Genomic DNA, 24,608 nt, shown 5'->3' on the forward strand with positions numbered 1-24,608 from the left:
ACTACTTTGTAGCCCACCCCCAGTCGGTGGCGCGGACTTTCGCGCCACCTGAGCGACTAGCCTTCGCCGAGTCATTGTGCTCGACGGGGGCTTCTTTGTGCGTGCGGTAGCCCGGCCGGCCTCTGGAATCTCGGTCGTGGAATCCCCTGTGAGGGGCCGACCGGGGATCATCATTTTCGCGATGGTGGGGCGGGCATACCAGGATGAGGTTTTCTATGTCGGTGCGCCCACCGCTGATCCAATCCACGATGTGGTGGGCATGGCACTCATACGCTGCGTGTGAACACCCTGGCGTTCCACACACGAGTTGTTCTGCAAAGAGTGCCATCCTCTGCTCAAGTGTGGCAGACCGTTCCATGCGTCCCGCTATCAGAGGATTTCCGGTGTTCGGGTCGTGCAGAACCCCAAACCCATGCTGGCTTAACCCCAAGCCCAGAATGTCCCAGGCGGTCAGCTCCACTGGTGTGTTGGTAGGGAAGTACCCATTTTCTGGGCCTTCGACCAGATCTTTCGCGCTGACCGAAATGACCAGCGAAGCCAATCCGCCACGCGCCGTGTTCTCCTGGTGCGCCGCAGCTTTGAGAAGTTCGATGAACGCATCCGCGCGGCGCTGCGCCGGTGTCCGTTTGTCATCCTTATCAAGTGGATCGCAACCGTGCGGTCTCGGGTTCTTCGGATCTTCCGAGGCCGGCCTGCGATTCAAACCCAAAGCAAGGTACAACAAGGCCGCAGGACCAGGCGGCAGATATCCGCCAAAACGAACGCCGCCGTTAGGGTCTGGTTCAGAAATCCAGGCCGTACGCCTGCGCCACGGCTGGAGTGGATCCGGATTCCCTCTGTTCTGGGTACGAACCTGTTCACGGGCGTACATAGTCAGTTCGTCGGGTGTCATCGTATTTGCCACCCCAACTAATTCGCGGAAGAGGACTTCAGCGGATTTTTCGGTGTCGGGATTAAGCTCGGCGAGTTCCCTTTCGATGCGGTCGAGTTTTTCCATGCTGAGGTTGCCTCGTTGCGCTGCCAGGCGGCGTGCTTGCGTCCTGGCCTCCTCCTCGGGATCAGAACCCTTCGTGGGGTCGCCGTGTAGTTCGACGGCGCGCCGTAACCGGGCGTTTGCTTCTGCACGGGAAATATCCAATGCTTTTACAAGCCACGTGGCAGTGTTTCCAGACTTGTAGAACCGCCCGGCATCTGCCATGTCGGCGCTGGCAGCGATGTGGGCGTCGATAAGCGGTACTTTCTTCAGTATTTTCTCTAGGGCCACGAAATGGTCCTGATATTGTTCAAAGAGCAGCGCGGAGGGTTCAGACAGTCGCTGCTCAATGTGCGTGAGCGCGGCGTCGAGTTCGTCGAGAACGCTGTCCATGCTTCCCCCTTTCAGTGATGTGCTTTCACACTAAGGAGGCTTCCTGGTGGTGGGCAAGAACTTTTTTGGCAGCCTGTGTATAACTAGCCCTTTTAAGCCCGCGATGATTTCAGCTTGTGGATAATGGGACTTATGTTTTTTACCGGGATCGATATTGTGCACATTTCTAGTTTCGCGGCCCAACTGGAAACCCCAGGGAGCACATTCGAGTCCGTGTTTTCCGCGCACGAACTGCGGCTCGCGGCACGTTACACAGGTGCTCGACGCCAAGAGCACTTGGCGGGGCGGTGGGCAGCGAAGGAAGCGTTTATCAAGGCGTGGTCCCAATCGCTGTACGGGCGGCCCCCGGTGATTGCGGCGGATCGAGTGGATTTTTCGGAGATTACGGTCGTGGCTGACCAGTGGGGTCGAGTAGCTTTCCGGCTCGCCGGTGAGGTGGCACAGTTGGTCGAACCGAAACACGTGAGTCTTTCCATCAGCCACGACCAGGACTATGCGGTCGCCCATGTTGTAGGTGAATTTTAAAAACCGCCCTCACAGGTGATGAGGGCGGCGCACTGTTTCACGGGGTGTTAGGCGAGGTCGCGAATGAAACGAGCAACGTGGCCGGTGGCCTTCACGTTGTACTTTGCTTCGCCGATGGTGCCATCTGGCTCAATAAGGAAGGTGGAACGGATGACGCCTTCTACAATCTTCCCGTAATTGTTCTTCTCCCCAAAAGCACCATAAGCCTTGAGGACGTCCTTGTCGGGGTTAGACAGGAGGGCGAAATTAAGGTCGTGGTCGGCCTTGAATTTCTGCAGGGCTTCAACCTTATCGGGGGAGATTCCAAGGACGGTGATGCCAGCATCGTTCAGTTCTGTCAAAGAGTCGCGGAAATCACACGCTTCGGTGGTGCAGCCCGGGGTGTTGGCCCGAGGGTAGAAGTACACGATAACGCGTTGGCCTGCGTAATCTGCGAGGGAAATGGTGGAGCCGTCGTCGGCGGTCAGGGTAAATTCTGGGGCCTTATCGCCCTTTTCCAAACGTACTGTTTCTGCCATGGCACCGACTATAGCCTTCTCCGGCCCAATGGCGGGGCGCGATGACGTAGGATGTGGGCATGGTCAGCTTTGATATCAAACGTGCTCTTGCAGGTATAGTCGGTATTGCCCTCGCAGGTAGCTTGGTTGCGTGTTCCGCCGACGAGTCTGGTTCGAGCGCAGATTCGACGGCGGTCACATCGAGTTCGGCAGCTACCTCGGAGACCTCTGGGGCGAACTCCACCCCAGAGCTTGCGGCTCCAGAACTGACGGCTACCGCAAGCGTCGGTCAGGCAGATGCCCCAGTGCGTGTGGTGAAGTTTGCAGATCTGCGTTGCCCCTACTGCGCCGTGTTTTCCCACGACATGATGCCGGTTATCCAGGAGTACGTGGACGCCGGTGACGCCCGCGTTGACCTCTACGACGTTGCCATCCTGGGCAAGGATTCCGAACGCGCATCCACCGCCCTGCGCGCCGCCGGGGAGCAAGGTAAATACACCGAGTTTGAGAAGGAAGCATTCTCCAGGTTCGGGATGGGGGAGCACCCCGAGTGGACAGTGGAGGAGCTTGTCGACGTCGCTACCGTCGCCGGCGTGCCTGATATAGCGTTGTTCGAGTCCCGGATTGGTGCCAAGGATTTGCAGGAAGCTGTTGAAAAAGACACCAAGGCGGCTATCGCAGCTGGCTTGCAATCTGTTCCTACCGTTTTTGTGGGTTCAGCCGAATTGGAGTCCATGGATCAGGCCCAGCTGCGTGACCTGATTGAGTCCGAGCTTGCTACACTGGCCAAATAGTTTTCAAAATCTTAGTATAGGGAGATAATCGTGGCACGAGACATCAACGATATTGAGCGCGATATTGAACGCACCCGCCGTCAGCTGGCTGGGACCTTAGACCAGATTGCAGACCGTACCAAGCCTGCAAACCTCGCAGAGGATGCAAAGAACCAGGTTACTTCGAAGCTGCAGGACCCGCAGGTGCAGAAGGTCTTGGCGGGTGTTGGCGCTGCGATTGCGGGCATCGTTGTCATTGCTATTGTGCGTGGCCGCCGCAAGAACAAGGATTTGAAGGAACTGCAGCGTCTTCTTTCCGCGCAGAAGTAAAATCACCGGCTAAACGTCAAGGTGCCTCACTAAAAGCGTGAGGCACCTTTTTTATTCGACCCAAAAGTTAGTGTTTGACCGCGATCTCGGCACCTAACTCTTCGAGTTCGGCGAGTACCTCGAGTGCCTTATTCCCGTCGACGGGTGAGCACAGGTGCGCGAGGACCCGGACGTTGAAACCTTCTTTGAGGGCATCTTTGACGGTGGCGCGCACGCAGTGGTCGGTGGCTATTCCTGCAACATCGACCTCTGTGATGTTGTTGTCGCGGAGGTATTCTGCGAGTGTGTGTCCGTCTTCGGTAGAACCTTCGAAACCGGAGTAGGCGGAATTGTATTGGCCCTTCCGGAAGGTGGCGTCGATAAGCGCTGTGGGGATTGCGGGGTGGAAGTCTGCGCCGTGTGATTCGGCGACGCAGTGCACTGGCCACGAGGTGACAAAGTTGGGGGTGGGAGAGAAGTGGTCGCCGGGGTCGATGTGCCAGTCCTGGGTGGCCAGCACGATGTCGTAGCTATCCATGATGGCCGCTATGCCCTCGGCGACGTTGTCGCCTGCGTCAGTGGCGAGACTGCCGCCGGGGCAGAAATCGTTTTGTACGTCAACAACAATGAGGGTTTTCATGGCCCCATTGTATCGGTGCAACGGATTTAACCGTGTAGGCCTAGGACCCAGTTCGCGGCGTTGGTTGCGACTTCGTGCGCGGGCGCATCAATGTCGATGACCACGCCATTTTCATCCTCTTCCAGGGGCTCCAGTGTTGCTAATTGGCTGTTGAGGAGTGATGTTGGCATGAAGTGGCCTTCCCGGTGCCCCATCCGGCTGGCTAGGAGTTCGGGGGTGCCGTGAACATGGACGAAGACGACGTCGGGAGCGTAGGACCGGATCAAGTCTCGGTAGGAGCGTTTCAGCGCTGAGCAACCGACAACTGCCCCGCCGGGGAATTCGGCGAGGAGTGCTCCCACGTGGGCGAGCCAGGGCCAGCGGTCGTCGTCGGTTAGCGGGATGCCGGCGGACATCTTGTCGATATTGGCCTGCGGGTGCAGGGCGTCGCCGTCCATGTAGGTAAGCCCGAGGCGGGCGGCAAGGAGTTCACCCGTTGTGGTTTTTCCTGAGCCGGATACTCCCATCACGACGACGCGTGCCATGGTTTTTTTCATAGGTGAACTCCTTGTGCTACTTAGCGGGTTTCGGCGACACGAGCGTGTGCGTCGCGGATTGTTTCAAGTGCTGCGTCGTTGGCAGCCAGGGTTTCGTCGAGGGCGGCCACGAGTGCCTTGACGGGGTCCTCGGCTTGGCGTGCTTCCTTGAGCTCGTCGGCGCGGGTGTCGGCGATGTCCTCGGTTTCCTGGACGTAGGTGATCCAGCCTGCGATGGATAGGGCTGCGCCGGCGCCGTCGCGTCCGGCTTCGAGTTCAGCCTTCATGATGGGGACGGCCCGCATGCGCTGCTTGGTTCCGCCGTCGATGGCGATTTGTGCCAGGTTGTGGCGGATGCGGGGGTTCTCGAAGCGTTCGATGAGCTGCTGGCGGTACTCGGGTACAGCTAGTTCCTCGGCGGTTAGGTGGGCTGCGGCTTCATCCCACAGCTTCTCGACGGCCTCCCGGACCACGGGGTCGGCGATTGCTTCGGCGACAGTGTCGTGGCCACGCAGCTGGCCGTAGTAGGCCATCAGCGAGTGGGAACCGTTGAGGAGCCACAGTTTGCGGCGCTCGAATGGTTCGATGTCGCCGACGAATTCGACTCCGGCGTTTTCCCATTCGGGGCGCCCAGCCGGGAATTCTCCTTCGATGACCCACGACGTGAATGGTTCCGCGACGACCGGTGCCTTGTCGGCGAAGCCGGTTTCCTGAGCGACCTCGGTGATGAGTTCGTCCTCGGTAGCCGGGGTGATGCGGTCGATCGAGGTGGAGGGGAAGGTGACCTCCTGCTTGATCCAGTCGGCGAGATTCGCATCGACTTCTTGGGCCATGCCCAGGATAGACGCGCGGGTGGTTTGCCCATTCGCGGAGATGTTGTCGCAGCTCATGATCGCAATGCCGCCACCTTCGGCGGCGCGTCGGGCGCGCAGCCCCGCAACAATCCGGCCTGCCGCGGTTGCCAATTCAGGTGCAGTATCGCCGCTGCGTAGGGCCTTGATGTCGGCGGCGACGTGCTCGTCGGCAGTGTCTAGGCTGAGGTCTTCGGTGAGGTGGTAGCCAGCTTCGGTGACGGTTAGCGTCACCACGGCCGTGGCCGGGTCAGCCAGCAGTTCTATGAGGCGGGCGGAATTGTCAGCCGGTTGGGTTTCAACGATGCCCTCGATAATTTCGGGGCTGTCGCCGTCCTCGGAGCGGGTGACCAGGGTGTATAACCCGTCCTGGCTGCCGAGCAGATCGCTCATGCGAGGGGAACGTCCAGTGAATGAGCAGTAGCCCCATTCCGGGTTCTTCGAATCTGCTTCCGCGCGAACTGTGTACCAGACTTGGTGGGCGCGGTGGAATGCGCCCAATCCGAGGTGGACGAGGCGTACCGGGGCCGCGGGCGCAACGGGTGCGGTGCTGCGGTTGAGTGGTGTGGTGCTCATAGTTTGAAAACCCTCCTTGGGGACGCGTCGATGAGGTCTACGATAATTTCGCTGGCCCGGTCTTCGGTGAGTCGGTGCTCTGCGACCAGCCGTGCGAGGTAGCCGGCTTCGACGCGGCGTGACGTGTTGTGGCGAGCCGGAATCGAGCAGTAGGCGCGAGTATCGTCGATGAATCCGGAGTACCGCGAGAATCCGGTGGTGCCGGTCGTGGCGGAACGGAAGCGGTTCATCGCGTCGATTTCGTCGATGAACCACCACGGTGCGCCGACGTATGCGGCTGGGTAGTAGCCGGCCAGTGGTGCCACTTCCCGCGAGTAGACGGTTTCGTCGATGGTGAACATGACGAAGTGGAAATCTTTATTCTCGCCGAAGTCGGACAGAAGTGGTTGGAGGCCCCGGGTGAATTCCATCTGGAATGGGATATCAGCGCCGACGTCCGCGCCGTAGCGTTCGAAGGCGCTGGCGGAGTGGTTGCGGTAGACGCCGGGGTGGATGGTCATGACGAGGCCGTCGTCTTGGGCCATTTCAGCGAAACGGTAGGTCATGTTCGCCTCGAAAGCCTCTGCTTCGGCGCGCGTGGCTTCGCCGCGTAGGCCCTTCTCCAGGAGGGCGGAAGCTTCCGCGTCGTCGAGCGGTTGCGAGTTCGTGGTGTGAGTGCCGTGGTCAGAGGAGGTGGCGCCGTGGTCAATGAAGTACTGACGACGGGTGCGCATTGCCTCTAAGTAACCTGCGTAGCCAGTTTTGCCGCCACCGGCGACGTCGATAAGTTTGGTGACGTTGTCCGCGAAAGCGGGAAGGTACATCTTGGTGTACGCGTCGGGGCGGAAGGTCGGCAGGACGCGGGGGCTGAACGTGGGGTCCTCCGCGAGTGCCTTGTGGTGTGCGAGGTCGTCGAGGGGGTCGTCGGTGGTAGCCAGGACTTCAAGGCCGAATTCTTCGGCGAGTGCACGCGGGCGGAAGTCCGGGCGCTCCAAAATTGCCTGGAGTTCAGCGTAGAGGGCGTCCGACTCTGCGCGGTCACCAGCGCCGAGGCGGTCGGGGTTGATGCCGAAGACGTGCTCAAATTCCTGCTCGACCCAATAGCCGGTAGCTGTGCCGGCGTAGAGGTGCCAATGCTTGTAGAACAGCCACCAGGCCTCGAGGGGGTCGCACTCGTGGCCGCCGACGCCAAGCGCGTCGAGAGGCACACCGTGGCTGTGGAGGACTCGGGTCAGGTAGTGGTCCGGGCTGATGAGTAGCGCGGTGGGGTTAGGGAAGGCCTCGTTGGCGGTGAACATTGCCGGGTCGAGGTGCCCGTGTGGGGAAATGATGGGCAGGTCTTCAACGTGGTCGAGGAGGCGCCGTGCAATCTCGCGCGTCCCTGGTTCTGCGGGGAGCAGTCTGTCTGGGTGGGCAGCGTGTGATGAACTCATGATTCCATCTTGGTTCTAGGTCTGCGAAAAGGCCAGAAGTTGCCAAAAGTTGCCATCGTTTTAGACGTTTTCGCAGGTGTCGTTCTTCTAGGAGGGGCTGGTTGCACGAAGTTGCCAAACTATTGCGTGCGTCAAAAGGTGCCCTTAGGGTACCTAGGTATCACCTTTTGTTTCCTAGTGGGCTACCTCCTTCGAATAGTGGTGGGGTGGCAGACCTGAAGGAGGTTCCTGTGGAGGCCGTCAACGATCTTGGCTTCCTGCACATCGTGTGGGTAGCCATCGGCATTGGGCTCATGCTCTTGCTGAACATTAAGTGGAAAATTAACGCCATGATTGCGCTCCTGCTGGCGGCAGGTGTCATTGGTGTCCTCGAAGGCTTCCCGCTTTTGGACCTTTTGGACACCATCCAGAAGGGCTTCGGTTCCACATTGGGTTCGCTTGCGATCATCGTCGTGTTTGGCGCGGTGATCGGAAAGCTGATGGTGGACTCTGGGGCGGCCGCCCAGATCGCCGATACGTTGATTGCCAAGTTCGGTGTGGGCAAGGTCAAGCTGGCCATGGTGCTGGCCGGCACTATTTTCGGACTGGCCATGTTCTACGAAGTTGCCTTCATTATCATGGCGCCGCTGATTATTGCGGTGGCCAAGGAGGCGAAGGTGCCGTTCATGAAGATCGCCATCCCGGCGGTTGCCGCGACGACCACGGCGCACTCCCTCTTCCCGCCGCAGCCTGGCCCAGTTGCACTTGTCGACGCCTACGGTGCCGACATCGGGATGGTCTACATTTACGGGATCATCGTTGCCATCCCGACCGTGGCGATCACCGGCTGGGTGCTGCCGCGTTTCATGGGCAACTTGGATTACGCGATTCCTGAACTGCTCAGCAATGATGAGGAAGTGCCCGTCGAGAAGCGTCCTTCTTTCGGCATTTCTATCTTTGTTCCACTTATCCCGGCAATGTTGATGATCGGCACGACGATCGCGAACGTGTGGCTGGTGGAGGGCTCCACGGCGCACGCAATTGTGAACTTCTTCGGTTCGTCGGTCATGTCCCTGTCGATTGCGCTGCTGGCCGCTTTGTACTTCTTCGCTATCCGCCCGGGCCGTGGCATCGGTTGGGGAATGAGCTCCTTCGAAGAAGGCGTCAAAGGTATCGCGATGGTGGTCCTAGTCATCGGCGCTGGTGGTGCGTTGAAAGAGGTCATCATCGATACCGGTATCGGTGATTACATCGGCAGCTTGATGGGGGCGACGTCGATTAGCCCGTACATCATGGCGTGGCTCATCACGGTCCTCATCCGCTTAGCGACGGGCCAAGGCGTGGTCTCCGCAATGACAGCAGCCGGCATCATCTCTGCTGCGCTCATGGGCCCTGGCGGCGAACTGATTGGTGTCAATCCGGCGCTTCTGGTCATGGCGACGGCCGCCGGTTCCAACACGTTCACCCACGTCAACGACGCTTCCTTCTGGCTGTTCAAGGGCTACTTCGGTATCTCCGTGAAGGACACGCTGAAGACCTGGGGCCTGCTGCAGCTGTGCAACTCGGTTGTGGGCCTAGCAGTCGTTATGATCCTGAGCATTTTCGTGGGTTAGTTTTCCGCTTATCGACGCCTCCGGTATTGATCTACAACCTCCGCCTTTCGCTCGTGATGTAGCGTGGCGGAGGTTGTGTTAATTCTTCTGGGGTTATTCCTCGAAAGGGTTAATTACTAACTTCGAGCCATCATGCACGCTCGGGTCTTTGTATTGGCCTTTTTTAAGGAAGATGCAGATGGCATCGAGGAATGACCACACTATAAGGCCAAGGTAGAGAAGGTTGCCGGCGGCATTGTTCATAAAGAGGGCGGTGAACAGCGCAAGGCCTACCTGGACGAGCGCTTTTCTTTTAAAACCGACGTAGAAATTGTGCACACCGAAGGCTCCGAAGACCAGTCCGAGAATACCGGCGAGAGTTCTGTTTTTTTCGTCTCCGGTGGTTGATCGGAATTGTTCGTCGTCAGCGCACTGGTGCTGTTGCTGGGATTGCTGGCCAGCAAGCGGCCGGCTTGATTGCTCTGGTTTTCTCGCTTGGCTCATGGGGTCCAAGGCGGAGTTGCCTCGATTTAGTTGATGAGCTGAGGTACTTTCCTCAGGAGAAAATGGATTGGCCAGACGGGGGTCTGAATCTGGCTCTGGATGGAATGGCTTGTCAAAAGGATTTGACAGTGCGTCAGTCTCGTCGAACGGGTTTACGCTGGAATCGTCACCGTCGGGGCGTGAAGTATGTGGCATAGCGTTATAGTAAAACAAAAAACGTACAAAGCTTTAAGGCTTTGTACGTTGGAGTCAGTTAGTTCAGAGGGAGACCTTGACGGTCGGTTTTGTAGCCTCCGACGCCGCAGAGGATTTGGATGATGTCGGCAAAGATCCAGAGGTAGAGAATCGCAAGCCCAACCCAACCGATGATGAAGAAGACCGTGAGCCAAGAGATGATGAGCAGACCCAACTGGGCGAGGCCACGCCAGTTGTATCCGAGGTAGTAGTTGTGAACGCCGAGCGTGCCCAAGAAGAACGCGAGGACAGCAGCGATAATCTTGGACTTAGGAGCTTGTACGACAATCTGCGCCGGCTGCTGAGCATAAGCAGGTGCGTTGTAGGGCTGGGTAGCAGGTGTCTGAGCAGCAGCTGGCTGCGGTGCTTCCGCGAAGGGGTTGTTCTGGTGCTGGTTACCAGTTTCATTGTTAAAACTCATGGACGACACTATAACGGTAAAGACTGTATTTTACCTATGTGCGCGTGGATTCCCTGGCAATCAGGCGCGTCGGCAGGATGCGTGGCCGCGTCAGAATTTTCTGCGTACCCAAGGTCATTGCCATAAGATTTGCTGCCGCGACTCGTCCGACGGAGCGCAGCGGACCAGCCACAGTAGTGATACTGGGGGTAACCAGGGTGGTTAATTCGGTGTTATCGAAACCCACGACCATGACGTCCGCGGGCACCCGGTATCCTGCCTCACGTGCTTGTTGCATAAAACCGATTGCGACGAGATCGTTGAAGCACACGACCGCGTCCGTCGGGTGCTCCAACCAGCTGGAGAATCCGATGCGCCCGCCCAGGATTGTGGGGGATTCCACCTGAATTTTCCGGGTAGTGACGTCACGGACTAAACGTGGCGGCGCGGCCAAGGTCAACGGATGGTCGGTGCCTGCTGCGGTGTTGGGGTGTCCCGTGGTGTCCAGGAGGGCTCGCCAGCGCATAGAGTCTGCCCACGAGTTTTGGGGCCCAGAGAAGTACGTGATTGAATGCGCTCCGTTCGCCATGAGGTGTTCGGCGGCTTTGACGGTGCCCCCGTAGTTGTCCACGAGCACGCTCGCCACCCCGGGTACGGGCCGGTTGATAACCACGGTAGGGATTGCACGCGAGGTCTGCTCGATTGTGGAATTATCCAGGCGTGACGACGCCAGCAGCAGCCCGTCAACGTGCCCGTGCAAGGAGGTCAGGGCTTGTTTGGATCTTTCGACGCCTTCATCAACGTTGACGGCGAGCACATTCATACCCTGTTGGCGAGCAGCGTGTTCGGCACCGCGTAAGACTTCTTGGAAGAACGGATTAGTAATGTCGGCCAGCACCATCCCGATATTGAGGGTGCGGTGCATGGGCGGCCGGTGTTGGGTGCCTTCGGCTTTGTACCCCAGCTTGTCGGCGGCGGCGCGCACCTTTTCGGCGGTGGCGATGGAGACGCGCTCGGGGCGTCGCAAAGCACGAGACACCGTTGAGGCTGAGACCCCTGCCTCTGCGGCGATGTCGTAGATGGTCACCGAAGTGTGCTGTTCATTCATCGCGTTTCAGTATAGGTAGTCTGAACGTATGACGGAACACATTGCGAACCCAATCCCTGCCTATTTGCGTCGCCTTCTCGAGGAGGTCCGCGACCAGGACGGCGGGGAAGTGGCAGACTATATCGACGAACTCGCTGCGGCTGATCCGTCGAAGTTGGGTATCGCTTTGACTACCGTCTCGGGTCACACGTACTCGGCTGGAGATTGTGACGACGAGTTCTCGATCCAATCAATTTCCAAGCCCTTCGTCTACGCCCTTGCGCTCCAAGAGCATGGGCTTGACGCAGTGCACGAAATCGTGGGCTGGAGCCGTCGGGGGAGAAGTTCAACGAACTTTCGCTAGACCAGGATAAACGCCCGATGAACCCGATGATTAACGCAGGGGCGATCGTGGTTAACCAGCTAATCAATGGTCCCGATTCCACGGTGGAAGACCGAGTGGACATTATCGTCGACCTGTTCTCGCGCCTGGCCGGCCGGCAGCTACGCATGGACGCCGACCTTTCCTATTCCGAACTGAAAGGCGCTGACCGCAACCTGTCACTGGCGCACATGCTGCGTAGCTACGGCATGATTTCAGACCAAGCGCACGACGCAGTCCTGTCGTATACGATGCAGTGTTCCATCATGGTCACCGCCCGTGACCTGGCTGCTATGACCGCCACGCTGGGAAACGGCGGGGTGAATCCCCTGACCGGCGAGGTCGTTCTCGACGCCGAGGCGTGCCGCCTAGCCATGTCGGTGATGAGTTCTTCGGGTATGTACGACGGCGCCGGCCGGTGGATGGCCCGCGTGGGAATCCCGGCGAAATCGGGTGTTGCCGGCGGTCTTATCGGAACCCTGCCTGGCCAGCTCGGAATCGCCACATTTTCCCCGCGCTTGGACCCGCAAGGGAATTCCGTCCGCGGCCTGAAGATTTTTGAAAAATTCTCCGAGGAAATGGGCCTGCACCTGATGAACCCGCACCGGATGGGAGTCCATGCGGTGCGTAGCATGCAGCAGTACGACGACACCATGATCATCACCCTGCAGGGAACCATCAACTTCTCTGCAGCGGAGCAAATCTTGTACCGGATCTCCCAGCACGACTTCACCGCAAGCAAGCTGGTTTTGGACGTCACCCGCGTTATCACCGTCGACGACATCTCCCGCCACTTCCTGGCCAGCACCCTGTTAAAAATGCGCAAAGCTGGCCTCGAGATCAGTTTGTACGATCCCGAAGACCAGCTCCATGACCTAGTGCTCAGCGACGAATACCACGTTCCGGTGATCAGCGCCGAGCAGCGCAAAGCGGCCGAAGATTAAGCCTTCACATGGCTTAACCACCCGTCGGTGAGGTCAGCCAGAGCGCGGTATGTGCTGCTTGTCGCGTGCTCGCGCATCGCGTCGGTGACTAGGTGGGCGAAGCGCCCTAAGTGCTTCTCGACGAAGTTCTGAACCACTGCAGGCGCGCCGGGTTTATTCTGTCCCGCGAGTTCAGTGATGAACGCGATTTCATACCCGATGTGATCGTCGGGAATGTTGTCGTGGGGTACTGCGAACCCGTGCTTGCGGTACGTGTCCCGGACGGCGAAAGTGTCTTCATCCATGACGAGGTGGTCATAGGAAAAGTATGGGGACTCATACGGCACGGCTAGGGGGCGACCAATTCCGGTGAAGAGGTAGAGGTGATCGTGGGCTTCGTCCGCGGCGGAAGCGGGTGCTTCTTTGAGAAGGGCTAGGCCGCGGTCGGTGAGGTCGTCGTGAAGCGGCCACACCTCCAGCATCTCTGGGTCCTGGAGTGCTGCCCGCAGCTGTTCATCGGGTGCTCCGAGGTACAGGGCGGAGAGGACCCGCCCAGCTGCGGCGATGCGCTGGGCGGTGTCCTCGTCGAATCGATCGGGTAGGTCAGATGCCGACACGGTCGATGCCTCCGTAGAAGATGAAACGGCCAAGCAGTCCAGAGATAGTGATCAGGATGTACGCCGTGGTCACCATAATCAGGGTCTTCTTCTGATCAGACTGCGCCTGGAATACCAGGTAGAACGCCATGATCAGGGCGCCGATGATAAGCAATGCCAGCCGGATGACAAACGCTGTCAGGTTGAACTCGAACTGCGGTGGGTTCGAACCCTCGGGGCGCATGTAGTAGAAGAGGATGACCAAGAGTTCCAGCGGAAGCAGGGTCACGACGATGATGCCGATCCACTTCAGCGCCTGCGGGATAATGCGGGCGACGTCACGCTCTTCCTCCACAGAGTGGACCGCGTTGCGAGGCATGAGCTTGTTGACCAGCTTGCTGTCCTTGAGGAACGGGTAGGAGCTAAGCGCCACGCCCATCGCCAAGGCACCGGTGGTGAAAGCGGTGATGTAGAACTGGGCCGGGGTGGTCCAGTGGTTCCAGGCGGGGATTGTCGGCAGCATGTACAGGCTAGCCATGACGTAGACGAAGAAGAGTCCCCACACGGCGGTCACGACCGCCAGCGCGGAACGCCACTTCGGGGTCAACCACCCAAAGTACTGGCAGGCGGCGAAGGCAAAGCCCAGGCCGGCGAAGCCAATGCCCATGATGATTTCCTGGCTCAGTACTGAGTGATCCCACCCGCGTAGCACGTTTGGTGCATGCAACGGATTGCCCAAGTGGAACATCGATGCCAGGAAGGCGCAGATCATGATTGGGCCGATGGCGTACAGTGCGGGGTCGGCGATGCGGTCGATTGCGGAGGTATTAAATTTGGTGCGTCCGATGACCTGGATTAAGCCCAGGACGATGAAGGCACCCACTGCCATTTGGGCCAGCAGTGTAAACAGTGTTAGCGGCCATTCGTGTAAGTTCACGGTACCGGTCGCTCCTTTCGTGCTTGAGGCCGTGCGTTTCTTGACGGAAACGCACGAGGCGATTAATGGCCGTTTACTTCCATTTTGTTGATGACTTCACCGGATCCTTGGTCCCAGCGTTGCGCATCGCGGTGCGGGGTGACTACCAGGTTCGGATGCGTAATCGTGGGGTCAGGCAGTGGGGCAACATCGTCTACCCGGCCATATTTTGCACGTAATTCCTCAATGGGGCCCCAATCCAAGGCACGCGACGGGCAGGCGTCCACGCATGCGGGATTTTTGCCCTCGGAGCGGTAGTCGGCGCACATGTCGCACTTGGTCATCATGCCGATTTCTTCATTGAACTGAGGTGCGCCATAAGGGCAGGCCCATTCGCAGTAGCGGCAACCGACGCACTTGTCATGGTCGACTGCAACGATACCGTCGGGACCTTGGTGCATAGCGGTGGTTGGGCAGGCCTTGACACACTGGGGGTCTACGCAGTGGTTGCAGGCCATCGACGTGTAGTAGGTGAAGGCGTTCTGCTCGAATACGCCGTTGGCTACGTGCCAGTTACCGCCAGCGTATTCCACCACGCGACGCCAATTGACGCCAATGGGGGTGTCGTGCTTGTCTTTGCACGCAATCTGGCAGGCCTTGCATCCGTTGCACAGGTCTTGGTTGAAGTAAAAACCTAGGTAGCTATCTGGTTTGCTCATCGTTTATAACTTCCTCTTATGCCTTCTCTACCTGCACGAGCACGGTGTGCTGCGCGTTGCCTTTGCCCAATGGGGATGGGTTCCAGCTGGTAAGAGTGTTCACGGATGCGCCTTCGTCGACGCCTTGCTTGTTCGGATCGAACCAGGAGCCCTGCGGCACTGAAATCACACCGGGTGCGATACGCGGAGTGACGCGTGCGATGGAGCGGATGCGACCACGGTCGTTGAACGCGTAGACCAGGTCATCGTTTTCGATGCCGCGGTCCTTCGCGTCGAGGACGTTGATCCACAGGACCTGTGGGTGCGCGTCGTCGCGGAGCCAGTCCACGTTGCCGTAACTGGAGTGGGTACGGCCTTTAGTGTGGTGGCCGATGCACTGCAGCGGGTAGTCCGAGTTCTTGGCTGCTTCTTCGGCGCCTTCCCAGGTGGCCACGTATTCGGGCAGGGCGGTGATGCGGTTGCCGGGCAGAGATTCGTCGAATTCCCACTTTTCGTTGAGATCGTGGAGTTGCTGCGAATAGATTTCGATTTTGCCGGACGGAGTCTCGAGCGGGTTGGCTTCGGGATCCTCACGGAATTCCTTCAGTGGGATAACCGATTCGCCGGTGCGCTTGAAAATTCCTTTTTCCTTGAAGTCTTCGTAGGACGGCAACTCCGGAATATCCTTGCGGGACTGGTCGAGGGTTTCTTTAATCCACTCCTGCTGTGTTTTCCCGCCGGTAAACTTGTCGCGAATACCAAATCGTTCTGCCAGGTCAGAGACCACGTCGTAGATGGGGCGGCAGTTGTACAGTGGGGTGACCGCTTGGGAAGCGAAGATACCGTATTCCAGGTTGCCTGCCGAACCCTGCATGATGTAGTCATCCTGTTCGGCTGTCGACGCATCCGGAAGGACGTAGTCGGCGTACCGTGCCGAGGTGGTCATTTGAATGTCATTGACCACGATGAGTTCCGCCTTGGAGTCGTCGCGAAGCAGCTTCACGGTGCGGTTTAAGTCGCCATGCTGATTCGTCAACGAGTTACCGCCGTGGCACCACAGCATCTTAATCGGCACGTCGAGCTTGTCTTTGCCCTTGACACCATCGTGGATAGCGGTCATTTCTTCGCCACGTTCCACAGCGTCAGTCCAACCAAAGACAGGGATGGAGGTCTCGATGGGGTTGGTGTATTCGGTATTGAACGGGTAGGTCATAGGCAAGCTTGCCGACGCCTCCCGGGCACCTGTGCCACCGCCGGGAATACCAATCTGGCCGATGACCGCAGCCAACATGAAGATCGCGCGCGCCTGATTCTCGCCATTGGCATGACGCTGCGGGCCCCAGCCCTGGGTGATCGCGCATGGTTTTGCGGTTGCGATTTCTCGGGCTAGCTGGCGAATCTTCTGTGCGGAAACACCGGTGATTCGTGCAGCCCACTCCGGTGTCTTTTCGATGCCATCGGGGCCTTTACCTTCGATGTAGGACCGGTACGAGGAATTCTTCGCTGCTTCCTTGGGGAGAGTATGCTCGTCGAACCCGACGGTGTACTTGTCCAAGAATTCCTGGTCGTGCAGGTTTTCTTCGAGCATGACGTGAATCATGCCCGCAATCAGCGCAGCATCGGTGCCGGGGCGCAGTGCAACCCATTCGTCGCCAAGGCCTACCGCCGTTTCGGAGAATCGTGGGTCGATGATGATGGTCTTGACGCCATAATCTTGTTTGATCTTCTGGGTGACAAACGTCTCGCCACCGCCGGACATACGGGTCTCCAGCGGGTTGTTACCAAACATGACCTGCAGCTTGGAATTCTTCACGTCATCGAACGAGTTACTGGACACCCATTCGCCATAGTGGAACGGGTAGGAGGACGTAATCTGCGCTGTGGAGTAATCCGCGTAGAAATTCAAGTAGCCGCCGAGCAGGCTCATGAGGCGAGTAAACGCTGTGCCATTAGGGGAGTATCCCTGAGCAACGGTGCCGCCGATGGCGCCGGTGCTGTAGGCGATGTAGATAGCCTCGTTGCCGTAAGCGTCCAAGATATGCTTCATCTTGTCGGCGATCTCGTCAAGAGCTTGGTCCCACGAGATTTCTTCCCATTCACCGTCACCACGTTTGGTGCCTGGCTTACGCTTCAGGGGAGTCTTCAACCGGTCCGGGTTGTAGATGCGGTGGCGGATGGAACGCCCACGGACACAAGCGCGAATCTGCTGGCTGCCGATTTCATTATCACCAGTCTGCTCAGGCAAGACGCGAATGATTTGTCCGTCGCGGACCTGCAGGAGAACTGGGCAGCGTGAGCCACAATTGACGTTGCAGGCGGACATGACAAATTTGTCGTCCTTGGGGTCTGGTGTTTCTCCTTCGGCACGTGCGCTAGGCATTCCGAGGAACTGGGTTCCGGCTCCCACGAGGGCTGTCGTCGCACCGGCGGCGGCGCTCCATTGCAGGAATGTGCGTCGCTTCAGGCCAGCGCTAGCAGCGTTTTGGGGTGCGGAGGAAGTTGTCGTGTTCATCTATACTCCGACCTCTCGGTCCATCTGGGGGTGAAACGGGCATCACCCACTGATAACACTTAAGGCTATCGGAGTTATAGGAAGTAAGACAAGCGTACTGACCTGCGGAAATAGGTAAGGTATGCCTTTCTTATTATATTTCGTTAGGGGTGGGGCGGGGGCTGGGTGGTGCTGAGTTTGAATGGTGTGCGGGTTGAGGGGCCACAGCCTCGCCGCACCCCGCCGAGTGGGGAAACGCAAAACCCCCGCCGAGAAAACCCGGCGGGGGTGATATGGTGCGCCATCAGGGGATCGAACCCCGGACCCACTGATTAAGAGTCAGTTGCTCTACCATCTGAGCTAATGGCGCTTGCTGCTTTCTGAAGCGCTAGGCGCTCGCTGCAACGATGAATACTTTACAACTAAGCCTTGTTGTTGCAAAATCGGCAGGTCATTGCACTATTTTGCAGTGTGAGAACGTAGGTTGGTTGGCCGCCTGAGGCGTGCGCGTCGTGACGGTTGAGATTTAGCTGGGGTTGTCGCTGAATCATCTGGGGTGCTGTGGCGGGAATGGGGATGAGGTCAATCGTGTTGTGAAGGTATAACGAATTGGTTACGAAGTTGTGGACACGCTAACAAGGCCGGCACAGCCTGCGATTGACTAACTAGTGTGGACAAAAGTTGTTCGTAGATGAGGTGAAGGATGCGGAATAAGGCTCGCCACAACTCAACGGGGCGCACGTTTGTGCGTGGCTGGCGCTCGGCGGTGGCTGCTCTTGCGGTGGTCATCGTTGCTGGTTTAGGCGCGACGGCGTGCACTATTGACATGTCGACTGCCCGGGAAACGGAAGCTGCCCAGGAGACTCCTGAACCTAAGCCGGCACCTGAGGTGTCGGTGCGTAATAATGCCACCGGTGTTAATCCAAAGGATCCCGTGACTGTGCGCACTCAAGACGTGGCCTTACGCGATGTCACCATGGTGAATGAAGAAGGCTACAAGGTGGAGTCGGAGTTGTCCTCCGACAAGAAATCGTGGACGTCCGCTGAAACCCTGGGGTATAACCGCACCTACACCGTGACCGCGACGGATGAGAACGGCACGACGACGAAGGCCACTTTTAACACTATTGCCCCTACTGCGCAGATGGGTGTTGCGCTAAGCCCGCTGGAGGGCATCACGGTGGGGGTGGCCCAGACGATTGGTTTCCGTTTCGGCGACATTGTGCAGGATCGCAAAGCTGCTGAAGCTGCGCTGACGGTTAAGACTGAACCTGCCGTGGAGGGCGCCTTCTACTGGCTGAGCCCTTACGAGGTGCGGTGGCGTCCAGCCGAATTTTGGCAGCCCGGAACTAAGGTGAGCGTTAAGGCTGATATTTACGGTAAGGACTTGGGCAATGGTGTCTACGGTTCCTCTGATAACGCGACATCGTTCACCATCGGTGACGATGTGCGCACGATCATTGATGACGCCACCAAAACCATGACCGTCAAGCGTGGCGACGAAGTTTTGCGCACCATCCCGGTGTCATTGGGCCGCGATGTGGAACGCTGGGCCACTCCGAATGGCTACTACATCATCGGCGATAAGTACGATTCCCTTATCATGGACTCTTCCACGTTTGGGTATTCCATTGCGGAGGGTGGTTACCGCACTGAGGTTGATTACGCCACCCAAATGTCTTATTCGGGAATCTATGTCCATGCTGCGCCTTGGTCAGTGGCACAGCAGGGGAATACTAATACTTCCCATGGTTGCGTGAACGTGACGACGGAAGCCGCCCAGTGGTTCCAGAATACCGTCAAGCGGGGCGATCCGGTGCTGGTGCAGAACACTGTCGGCGGGGTCTTGAACGGGGCGGATGGTCTCGGCGACTGGAACATCGACTGGGAGACCTGGAAGGCTGGCAACGCTTAAGCGCTTCTCGACGTCCTTCCGGTCCCTTTCCTTAAACGAGGTAAGGGGCCGTTTCCTATGCTTAGCTCAACTTTTCCTCGCGTGAAAAGTCTAGGCAACAGGTGTAAGTTCTGCTACGGTAAGCAGTACATGTGCGCGTTGGTTGCACGAGGGGCGTTGGGGGAACCGAATTAGGGGGATTCCACGTCGAATAACTATGGGGAAAGTCCCCGTTCTTTGATCGCGTGGGAGGGAAGCGTGAAAACACTACGTGTATGCGTGGCCGCAATCGTGGCTGCGTTGTCTGTGGGCTTAACTGGGTGTTCTCCTGGTGGTTCGGAAGGTGGAACCGATGAGGCGCAGGCAGCGGTCAGTGTGTCTCCGGTAGCCGGTGCCGGGAAAGGCGAGAAGAAATCGCCAGATTTCTTGAAAGAACCACTCGTTGTGGGGGAATATCCTGCCCTGGACTTTTCGTTAGATGTCCCAGTGGTATGCAAGGAAATTCCCGTGCAGTTCTTGGAAGAGGTGTTGGATTCTCGTTTGAGCCTTGATATGTCTGACAAAGGCGGCTTTGCCAATGCCTCTGTCTGCAGTTTTAGGGATAAGGGCCCGAAAGAGAATTTGCCAGCCTATAGGTATTACGTGGCGATGGATATGGCACCCAAAGAGTCGGTGACAAAAGAGGGCGAAGTCCTACACGATAGCGTTTCCGCAAAGTATCCGGCTATGTACGCTCATTATTTCGAAGAATCAAGTCAAGCCTGTACAGCGTCTATACCAACTACGCGCGGCGCTTTACGCCTAAGTTACGAGCCGAGCTTGGGTGAAATGCAGTGGCCTCCGCAGCCGAAAAAATACTGTCCGCGCGCGGTTAGCACCCTTGAAAAATTGATTTCCGAATTGGGGGGATAATGAATTTTGAAGTAGATCAGCAATTTGTGGCTGATACGGTCCAGAGGCTCAATGCCACGAGCGAAGATCTGGACGGCAATGTTTATTCGACGCGAGGAAATGGTCTTGCTCGATTTTCACGGGTGTCTGGTCTTGACCACTATGGGCGAGTCCATAGTGACGTATTGGAGAAGCACCAATCATCTGCTCGAGGTCTCTTGGAGAAGTTCAGTGCCTACGTTAACTGGGTTTCGCAAACGCTCGGACGGAATACCCAGGTTGCGTTCCTGCAGGAAAACCTGTTTAAAGCTGTCCTTGGACACGCGGACGTTGGCTTTGACGCTAATGCTGAAGCCATCTCCTTTGAGAAGGCGCCACCTATTACCGCGCATCCTTTCGGGATAACACCAGCGGTGATTATTCCGCCGTTATCTTTCGGTGAGCTCGAGCAACAATTCTTAACCACGGATACGGCAGCAATGACCTCTGGCCAACAATCCTGGGAAGAAATCAACGCCGGTATGGCTGATCTTGCAGCTAGGTTCACCCAGCTTGCTGGAGATGTCAACACTGTCAACACCGGCCCACAATTTGACCGTGCGTCAGAAACCCTGGCTGATGTGGCAAAACTTGCTCATAACTTCAGTCTCAATGGTGCGGGTGTGCGCAGTGGGCTTGTCGGTATGCAGGCAGCACACGGGTGGGGTAGCCAATACGTTCGGGCAGCACATGCAGCGTTAGCACTTATCCCGGTTCCTGCTGAGCGTATTGCTGCTGAACAAGCATTGCTCCAGGCGTGGCCGCCGTTGTGGTCGGTATTTGCTGAGTTTTCCCGCCCACCGGTTGAGACTCTTATTGGTGCCCCAACGCAGAACAACGGAAACGGTGGAGTTGCTGAGGCGAAGACTGATGCTGTGGCTGTGAATTCTTTCCGTGAGGCTTTAGCTGCGATGACTCCGACGAGTCAGGCAGAAATTGAGCATGTTATGCGTGCTGCACCGGAATCGGCACAGTTCTTGCGCGCGGCTGCGGAGCCGCCTCGTATCACTGGTGGTGGGGCCTTAACGGAGATCGCGTCGCTTGCACCAGCAGCGCAGTCCGCGGCGGTGCCGTCATTAGGTGGAATGACACCGGGTATTCCGGGGAGCTTGGGTCCTGTGTCCGGGACGTCGCCAAGTACGGCTGCGAATGTGGGTTCTTTACCTGGTTCTGGTGTCCTGGGAAACGGTGGCATGGGAGCGGCCGGAATCGGAGGAATCGGTCAGGGCGGGACGCTGCGTGGCAACGTTGGCCCGGGAACCAGCAGGATCGGTAGTTTGGGCCACGCCGGCGCTCTTCGAGGTAATGCGACGTCGGGGGCTGCTGGAGTAAGTGGGTTGCACGGCGCAACAGGCGCCGGTGGTGTTGGTTCCCCGCGTTCAGGGTTTGGTGGCACCGGTTTTGGTGGGGCTGCTGCCGGTAGTCATGCCGGTGCTCTTGGTCGTGGATTAGGTGTAAGCATGACAGGCCCCGGCACACCCGGCGGAGGCGCCGGTACATCTGGTTTCGGTTCCGCTTCAGCATCCCAGGGTTCCGCCTCTCAGGGGGTGCGTGGTGGCCACCCGATGATGGCTGGTGGTGCACCGATGGGAGCTGGTGGTTCTCGGGAGAAGAAGCAGATGAAAGCGGTGACAAGTGTCGTCGAGAGGCAAGGCAATCTGAAGGCTTTGTTGGGTGATGGTGATCCCGTGGTCCCGCGTCTTATTGGACGCTAACGGGAAACACTGAAGGCCGGTACAACGTGAACGTTGTACCGGCCTTCATCTTTGGAGTGACTGATCACACGTTTGGTCTGTCGGGTGTACGATGCGTACGCCGTGCAGATTGTAGCGTTGTGTCAGCTGCTAAACGATATGTTCATCAGCCTCTTGCGGTTCATGCACCTCGATGGAGACATACCGGCGAACCTTTGCATGTTGCAAAAGCTTTGCAATAGTTGGCCTCGCAAAACCTATTTTTGCGTCAACCTTTGTCTGGCTCATCCCAGAACGGTGATAGAGCTTGGTGATAGTCAAGGAATCCCGATCACGTGTGTCCGTGTACTATACGTTAATACCGAGTGGGAGAGTTCGCGTACCGAAATATTATCAAGTTTGGTCTCGTCTTAATTCTCATCAAGCCACGAAGCCAGTTGGTGGCTGGCCTCGCGTGTCTCGTGGATCACCACGCCTAATTGTGTATCTCGCGCGGAGACAGCCAGCACCAGGTGGTCCAACGGGGGATACACAATCGATGAGAGCACGAGTACACCGTCAGGAAGCGCCACTGAGACCACCGCATCCGCCGTACTGTTGGCATCTGCATCGGGGTCTAAAAGCCGCACCTGCGAGTCCGCGACTCCCAGCATTGACGAATTCAACGCCGCCATCGCCGCCGCATCCTCCGGAGTTGCCAGCCCTAGCGAACAGATGTGTAACCCATCGCCCGTACCCAGCAGAATCGAATACACTCCGGCATTGTCGGCTCGGATCCGTGATAGGTACGGCATCGTCGCCCGCGCAATCTCATTGGTATCAAAATTCTGGCCTCGGATCTTCCGATGCCTGGCAGCACGATCACTCACGTCTATTCCTCGTCTTCCTGCGCGCTCATTGAACGCTCAATCGCCGCACTCGCCACCGTCACCACATCCGCGTTGAAACGTGGATCGGCAGTCATCACCGGGACTTGCTCTAAGCCCAACTCAGCCATCGCGGACCGCGCCCGATCGAGCGCGCCTTCTGTAGCAAAATTGATCGCCACAACCCCCCGCGAGGCTAGCGATTCCACCGCCTGCGCCCAGTAACGCACCTGATTGACCAGCCCCTCATCGCTGTCATCTCCGTACACCCACAGCACTACACCGGCACTCGGATTAGCCAACATCGACCTGCTCCGCGAAAACCGCTCATGTCCCGGTGAGCCAAACAAACCTACTACCCCGAATGGGCTGTCTTCCCACAGCCCAAAGTCGATGCCCACGGTCACCGTCGTCTTCTCCCCATCAGGTACCGACATAGCCGCCTCTGTGTTGATCGGCTCATGCGTCGCTAGAGTTCGCACCGCCGTCGTCTTACCTATTCCTGGGTCGCCGACGAATAACACCTCATGTGCTGACGGTGACCCAATGAAAGCCGTATCCAAGCGTTCCCGCAGTCCAGTGTTCCCATCCACGTGACGATGCCGAGTCACCAGTACCTCCTCACACCAACCAACTTGAACGTTTATACAAAACCTACCTTAGGAAGTGTAGGAGGAGTATATAAGGGTATTATTGCAATATCCGAGCTATCGCTTGGCTTATTCATAATCGTACGTAAGAAAAGGATAAGGAAGAAGACATGTCGCTCCAAGACGACCTTAACAACCTCCTCAATAGTATCGCCGACGACGTTGACGGCTTCATCGGCGGCTCCATCGTAGACCTCGACACGGGTATGTCCATGGCGTCTATCTCACGGCGCCCCGACTTCGACCTCGACGTCGCCTCTGCCTACAACTCCGAAATGGTCAAAGCTAAGCTCAAGACCATCTCTGCCCTGAATATTTCCTCCAACCTCGAGGACATGCTGCTGACCCTGACTGACCAGCTTCACCTCATCAGGATGCTCGACAACAATCGGTTCGTTTACATCGCCGTCGCCCGTGAATCCACCAACCTCGCACTCCTGCGCTCCGTGGTGAACTCGCACGCCCGCGTTTTGGGATGAAGAGTACGCGCCGCCGTACAACCTCCCCTTGATGGTGAAACGGACGTTGTAGTTGCCCCTGAGTACGAGCAGCCTGTCTGGAAGACAATGCTGCCGTGGCGATTGGGCAGGCGTACACAATCGAGGCGGTAGAAGTAGGCGCCGAGCCCGACCCAGCGTCGCCCAGCAGGCCGAAAAGCCACGCGTATCGCGCAGGTAGCCCCAGGACAACAATCTCAGGCCAGGCAGCCTTCAAGCTGTCCAGTCTGCTTCCTCGTTAGCATACAGCGTATAGGCCTGCCTCACAGGGCTGTACGCGCCGAGGCGCTGCCCGCGCGGCACTTCGAGGGGAGTTAACCTGTGCGCAGGTGATGGTAATGTACGGAATTTTTGCCGGGCAATATGGCCACGATGCCGTCGGAAAAACTTGAAACAGCCGACGCAACGCCAGGCTAGAGGGCGAGTTAGAAAGTGCCCCGGACAGGGTTGTGTGTCAGGACATAGTTGACACTTTCTAACAACCGGCGGAAACCAGTGGCAGTTGACACATCAGGCGGGACATTACTGACACCAATCGTCGGTATCAACCCAACATGTTAAAGAACACGCAACGATGAAAAACAAGAGCACCGTGGATCAAGAACAATGTTCTTAATTCACGGTGCTCACTGTCAACCATGTCGCGACGGATACTGTCAAGTATGTCCCGACTGATCACATAGGGGTGACTGACGGGGCTCGAACCCGCGACACCCAGGATCACAACCTGGTGCTCTACCAACTGAACTACAGTCACCATCGCAGCACTCTTCAACGAATGCAGCGAGAACTACCTTAGCCTATAAGCCAG

Annotated in this window: 23 protein-coding genes, 2 tRNA genes and 1 pseudogene; 9 read left to right on the forward strand and 17 right to left on the reverse strand. The window is 57.7% G+C overall.

Features of this window, described 5'->3' with window-relative positions; genetic code table 11:
• Position 1 precedes the first annotated feature (1 nt).
• Complete coding sequence (locus tag ATK06_RS05920; protein WP_053072751.1) at positions 2-1,366, reverse strand: HNH endonuclease signature motif containing protein; 1,365 nt, start codon at positions 1,364-1,366, stop codon at positions 2-4.
• A gap of 132 nt (positions 1,367-1,498) precedes the next feature.
• On the opposite strand from ATK06_RS05920, the gene acpS reads away from it, so the two are divergent.
• Complete coding sequence (gene acpS, locus ATK06_RS05925; RefSeq protein ID WP_098389004.1) at positions 1,499-1,891, forward strand: holo-ACP synthase AcpS; 393 nt, start codon at positions 1,499-1,501, stop codon at positions 1,889-1,891.
• Between the two features lie 47 nt (positions 1,892-1,938).
• Here acpS and bcp read toward each other — a convergent pair whose 3' ends face one another.
• Entirely contained in the window at positions 1,939-2,409 is a 471-nt protein-coding gene (gene bcp, locus ATK06_RS05930) for a thioredoxin-dependent thiol peroxidase (RefSeq protein ID WP_048380151.1), read from the reverse strand.
• A gap of 59 nt (positions 2,410-2,468) precedes the next feature.
• Here bcp and ATK06_RS05935 point away from each other — a divergent pair, with 59 nt between their 5' ends.
• Both ATK06_RS05935 and ATK06_RS05940 read left to right on the forward strand, forming a co-directional pair.
• Positions 2,469-3,182 (forward strand): DsbA family protein, encoded by a 714-nt coding sequence (locus ATK06_RS05935; RefSeq protein WP_053072749.1) that lies wholly within the window; start codon positions 2,469-2,471, stop codon positions 3,180-3,182.
• A gap of 30 nt (positions 3,183-3,212) precedes the next feature.
• Positions 3,213-3,491 carry a DUF3618 domain-containing protein gene (locus ATK06_RS05940; protein WP_048380148.1) on the forward strand — a complete coding sequence of 93 codons (279 nt, stop codon included), beginning with the start codon at positions 3,213-3,215 and terminating at the stop codon, positions 3,489-3,491.
• 67 nt (positions 3,492-3,558) lie between these two features.
• On the opposite strand, the gene ATK06_RS05945 is transcribed toward ATK06_RS05940, so the two are convergent.
• The 4 genes from ATK06_RS05945 to uxaC are packed head-to-tail and all read right to left on the reverse strand — an operon-like array spanning position 3,559 to position 7,464.
• Entirely contained in the window at positions 3,559-4,110 is a 552-nt protein-coding gene (locus tag ATK06_RS05945; RefSeq protein ID WP_048380146.1) for an isochorismatase family protein, read from the reverse strand.
• 26 nt (positions 4,111-4,136) lie between these two features.
• Positions 4,137-4,646 carry a gluconokinase gene (locus ATK06_RS05950; protein ID WP_048380143.1) on the reverse strand — a complete coding sequence of 170 codons (510 nt, stop codon included), beginning with the start codon at positions 4,644-4,646 and terminating at the stop codon, positions 4,137-4,139.
• Between the two features lie 20 nt (positions 4,647-4,666).
• Entirely contained in the window at positions 4,667-6,052 is a 1,386-nt protein-coding gene (locus ATK06_RS05955) for a mannitol dehydrogenase family protein (RefSeq protein WP_048380141.1), read from the reverse strand.
• The gene (uxaC, locus tag ATK06_RS05960; protein ID WP_048380138.1) at positions 6,049-7,464 is read right to left on the reverse strand and encodes a glucuronate isomerase; all 1,416 of its coding nucleotides are present in this window, start codon (positions 7,462-7,464) and stop codon (positions 6,049-6,051) included. The genes ATK06_RS05955 and uxaC overlap by 4 nt, the downstream gene beginning before the upstream one ends.
• Before the next feature lie 206 nt (positions 7,465-7,670).
• Between uxaC and gntP the strand changes: the two genes are divergently transcribed.
• A complete protein-coding gene (gene gntP / locus ATK06_RS05965) occupies positions 7,671-9,056 on the forward strand; it encodes a gluconate permease GntP (protein ID WP_231913535.1) in 1,386 nt (461 codons plus the stop codon).
• A gap of 93 nt (positions 9,057-9,149) precedes the next feature.
• Here gntP and ATK06_RS05970 read toward each other — a convergent pair whose 3' ends face one another.
• From ATK06_RS05970 to ATK06_RS05980, 3 genes are read right to left on the reverse strand one after another with little or no spacing between them, the layout of a single operon-like run.
• Entirely contained in the window at positions 9,150-9,734 is a 585-nt protein-coding gene (locus tag ATK06_RS05970; RefSeq protein WP_111704104.1) for a TM2 domain-containing protein, read from the reverse strand.
• A gap of 58 nt (positions 9,735-9,792) precedes the next feature.
• Positions 9,793-10,194, reverse strand: a complete 402-nt coding sequence (locus ATK06_RS05975; RefSeq protein WP_098389006.1) for a TM2 domain-containing protein — start codon at positions 10,192-10,194, stop codon at positions 9,793-9,795.
• A gap of 34 nt (positions 10,195-10,228) precedes the next feature.
• Complete coding sequence (locus tag ATK06_RS05980) at positions 10,229-11,281, reverse strand: LacI family DNA-binding transcriptional regulator (RefSeq protein WP_048380134.1); 1,053 nt, start codon at positions 11,279-11,281, stop codon at positions 10,229-10,231.
• A gap of 28 nt (positions 11,282-11,309) precedes the next feature.
• Between ATK06_RS05980 and ATK06_RS05985 the strand changes: the two are divergent.
• Positions 11,310-12,586 (forward strand): annotated as a pseudogene (locus tag ATK06_RS05985) (glutaminase).
• Here the strand turns inward: ATK06_RS05985 and ATK06_RS05990 are convergent.
• The 5 genes from ATK06_RS05990 to ATK06_RS06010 form a co-directional block, all read right to left on the reverse strand.
• The gene (locus ATK06_RS05990; protein ID WP_231913534.1) at positions 12,583-13,182 is read right to left on the reverse strand and encodes a TorD/DmsD family molecular chaperone; all 600 of its coding nucleotides are present in this window, start codon (positions 13,180-13,182) and stop codon (positions 12,583-12,585) included. The pseudogene ATK06_RS05985 and the gene ATK06_RS05990 overlap by 4 nt on opposite strands.
• The gene (locus tag ATK06_RS05995; RefSeq protein WP_098389007.1) at positions 13,169-14,098 is read right to left on the reverse strand and encodes a dimethyl sulfoxide reductase anchor subunit family protein; all 930 of its coding nucleotides are present in this window, start codon (positions 14,096-14,098) and stop codon (positions 13,169-13,171) included. The genes ATK06_RS05990 and ATK06_RS05995 overlap by 14 nt, the downstream gene beginning before the upstream one ends.
• Before the next feature lie 62 nt (positions 14,099-14,160).
• Positions 14,161-14,796, reverse strand: coding sequence for a DMSO/selenate family reductase complex B subunit (locus tag ATK06_RS06000; protein WP_098389008.1), 636 nt, complete (start codon positions 14,794-14,796; stop codon positions 14,161-14,163).
• A 16-nt stretch (positions 14,797-14,812) separates the two neighbouring features.
• Positions 14,813-17,287 carry a DMSO/selenate family reductase complex A subunit gene (locus tag ATK06_RS06005; RefSeq protein WP_098389009.1) on the reverse strand — a complete coding sequence of 825 codons (2,475 nt, stop codon included), beginning with the start codon at positions 17,285-17,287 and terminating at the stop codon, positions 14,813-14,815.
• 273 nt (positions 17,288-17,560) lie between these two features.
• Positions 17,561-17,636, reverse strand: a tRNA-Lys gene (locus ATK06_RS06010).
• A 333-nt stretch (positions 17,637-17,969) separates the two neighbouring features.
• Between ATK06_RS06010 and ATK06_RS06015 the strand changes: the two genes are divergently transcribed.
• From ATK06_RS06015 to ATK06_RS06025, 3 genes are all read left to right on the forward strand, one after another.
• Positions 17,970-19,181: a L,D-transpeptidase gene (locus ATK06_RS06015; RefSeq protein WP_098389010.1), complete on the forward strand. Its 1,212-nt coding sequence runs from the start codon at positions 17,970-17,972 to the stop codon at positions 19,179-19,181.
• A 237-nt stretch (positions 19,182-19,418) separates the two neighbouring features.
• Positions 19,419-20,072 carry a hypothetical protein gene (locus tag ATK06_RS11080; protein ID WP_143341398.1) on the forward strand — a complete coding sequence of 218 codons (654 nt, stop codon included), beginning with the start codon at positions 19,419-19,421 and terminating at the stop codon, positions 20,070-20,072.
• Complete coding sequence (locus tag ATK06_RS06025) at positions 20,072-21,805, forward strand: hypothetical protein (RefSeq protein ID WP_143341399.1); 1,734 nt, start codon at positions 20,072-20,074, stop codon at positions 21,803-21,805. Before ATK06_RS11080 ends, ATK06_RS06025 begins: the two co-directional genes overlap by 1 nt.
• 389 nt (positions 21,806-22,194) lie before the next feature.
• On the opposite strand, the gene ATK06_RS06030 is transcribed toward ATK06_RS06025, so the two are convergent.
• Entirely contained in the window at positions 22,195-22,653 is a 459-nt protein-coding gene (locus ATK06_RS06030; RefSeq protein ID WP_048380122.1) for a roadblock/LC7 domain-containing protein, read from the reverse strand.
• Between the two features lie 2 nt (positions 22,654-22,655).
• On the reverse strand, positions 22,656-23,261 hold the full coding sequence (locus tag ATK06_RS06035) for a hypothetical protein (RefSeq protein ID WP_098389013.1): 606 nt from the start codon (positions 23,259-23,261) through the stop codon (positions 22,656-22,658).
• Positions 23,262-23,410: 149 nt separating this feature from the next.
• Between ATK06_RS06035 and ATK06_RS06040 the strand changes: the two genes are divergently transcribed.
• Positions 23,411-23,779 (forward strand): roadblock/LC7 domain-containing protein, encoded by a 369-nt coding sequence (locus ATK06_RS06040; protein WP_048380116.1) that lies wholly within the window; start codon positions 23,411-23,413, stop codon positions 23,777-23,779.
• A 702-nt stretch (positions 23,780-24,481) separates the two neighbouring features.
• Here the strand turns inward: ATK06_RS06040 and ATK06_RS06045 are convergent.
• A tRNA-His gene (locus ATK06_RS06045) sits at positions 24,482-24,554 on the reverse strand.
• Between the last annotated feature and the right edge of the window lie 54 nt (positions 24,555-24,608).

It is taken from the genome of Corynebacterium renale (assembly GCF_002563965.1).
Lineage (GTDB): Bacteria > Actinomycetota > Actinomycetes > Mycobacteriales > Mycobacteriaceae > Corynebacterium > Corynebacterium renale.

Coding starts and splice junctions, on each gene's coding strand:
- ATK06_RS05920 (WP_053072751.1), bottom strand. CDS start 1,366: ATGGACAGCGTTCTCGACGAACTCGACGCCGCGCTCACGCACATTGAG.
- acpS (WP_098389004.1), top strand. CDS start 1,499: ATGTTTTTTACCGGGATCGATATTGTGCACATTTCTAGTTTCGCGGCC.
- bcp (WP_048380151.1), bottom strand. CDS start 2,409: ATGGCAGAAACAGTACGTTTGGAAAAGGGCGATAAGGCCCCAGAATTT.
- ATK06_RS05935 (WP_053072749.1), top strand. CDS start 2,469: ATGGTCAGCTTTGATATCAAACGTGCTCTTGCAGGTATAGTCGGTATT.
- ATK06_RS05945 (WP_048380146.1), bottom strand. CDS start 4,110: ATGAAAACCCTCATTGTTGTTGACGTACAAAACGATTTCTGCCCCGGC.
- ATK06_RS05950 (WP_048380143.1), bottom strand. CDS start 4,646: ATGAAAAAAACCATGGCACGCGTCGTCGTGATGGGAGTATCCGGCTCA.
- ATK06_RS05955 (WP_048380141.1), bottom strand. CDS start 6,052: ATGAGCACCACACCACTCAACCGCAGCACCGCACCCGTTGCGCCCGCG.
- uxaC (WP_048380138.1), bottom strand. CDS start 7,464: ATGAGTTCATCACACGCTGCCCACCCAGACAGACTGCTCCCCGCAGAA.
- ATK06_RS05970 (WP_111704104.1), bottom strand. CDS start 9,734: ATGCCACATACTTCACGCCCCGACGGTGACGATTCCAGCGTAAACCCG.
- ATK06_RS05975 (WP_098389006.1), bottom strand. CDS start 10,194: ATGAGTTTTAACAATGAAACTGGTAACCAGCACCAGAACAACCCCTTC.
- ATK06_RS05980 (WP_048380134.1), bottom strand. CDS start 11,281: ATGAATGAACAGCACACTTCGGTGACCATCTACGACATCGCCGCAGAG.
- ATK06_RS06000 (WP_098389008.1), bottom strand. CDS start 14,796: ATGAGCAAACCAGATAGCTACCTAGGTTTTTACTTCAACCAAGACCTG.
- ATK06_RS06005 (WP_098389009.1), bottom strand. CDS start 17,287: ATGAACACGACAACTTCCTCCGCACCCCAAAACGCTGCTAGCGCTGGC.
- ATK06_RS06015 (WP_098389010.1), top strand. CDS start 17,970: ATGCGGAATAAGGCTCGCCACAACTCAACGGGGCGCACGTTTGTGCGT.
- ATK06_RS06025 (WP_143341399.1), top strand. CDS start 20,072: ATGAATTTTGAAGTAGATCAGCAATTTGTGGCTGATACGGTCCAGAGG.
- ATK06_RS06040 (WP_048380116.1), top strand. CDS start 23,411: ATGTCGCTCCAAGACGACCTTAACAACCTCCTCAATAGTATCGCCGAC.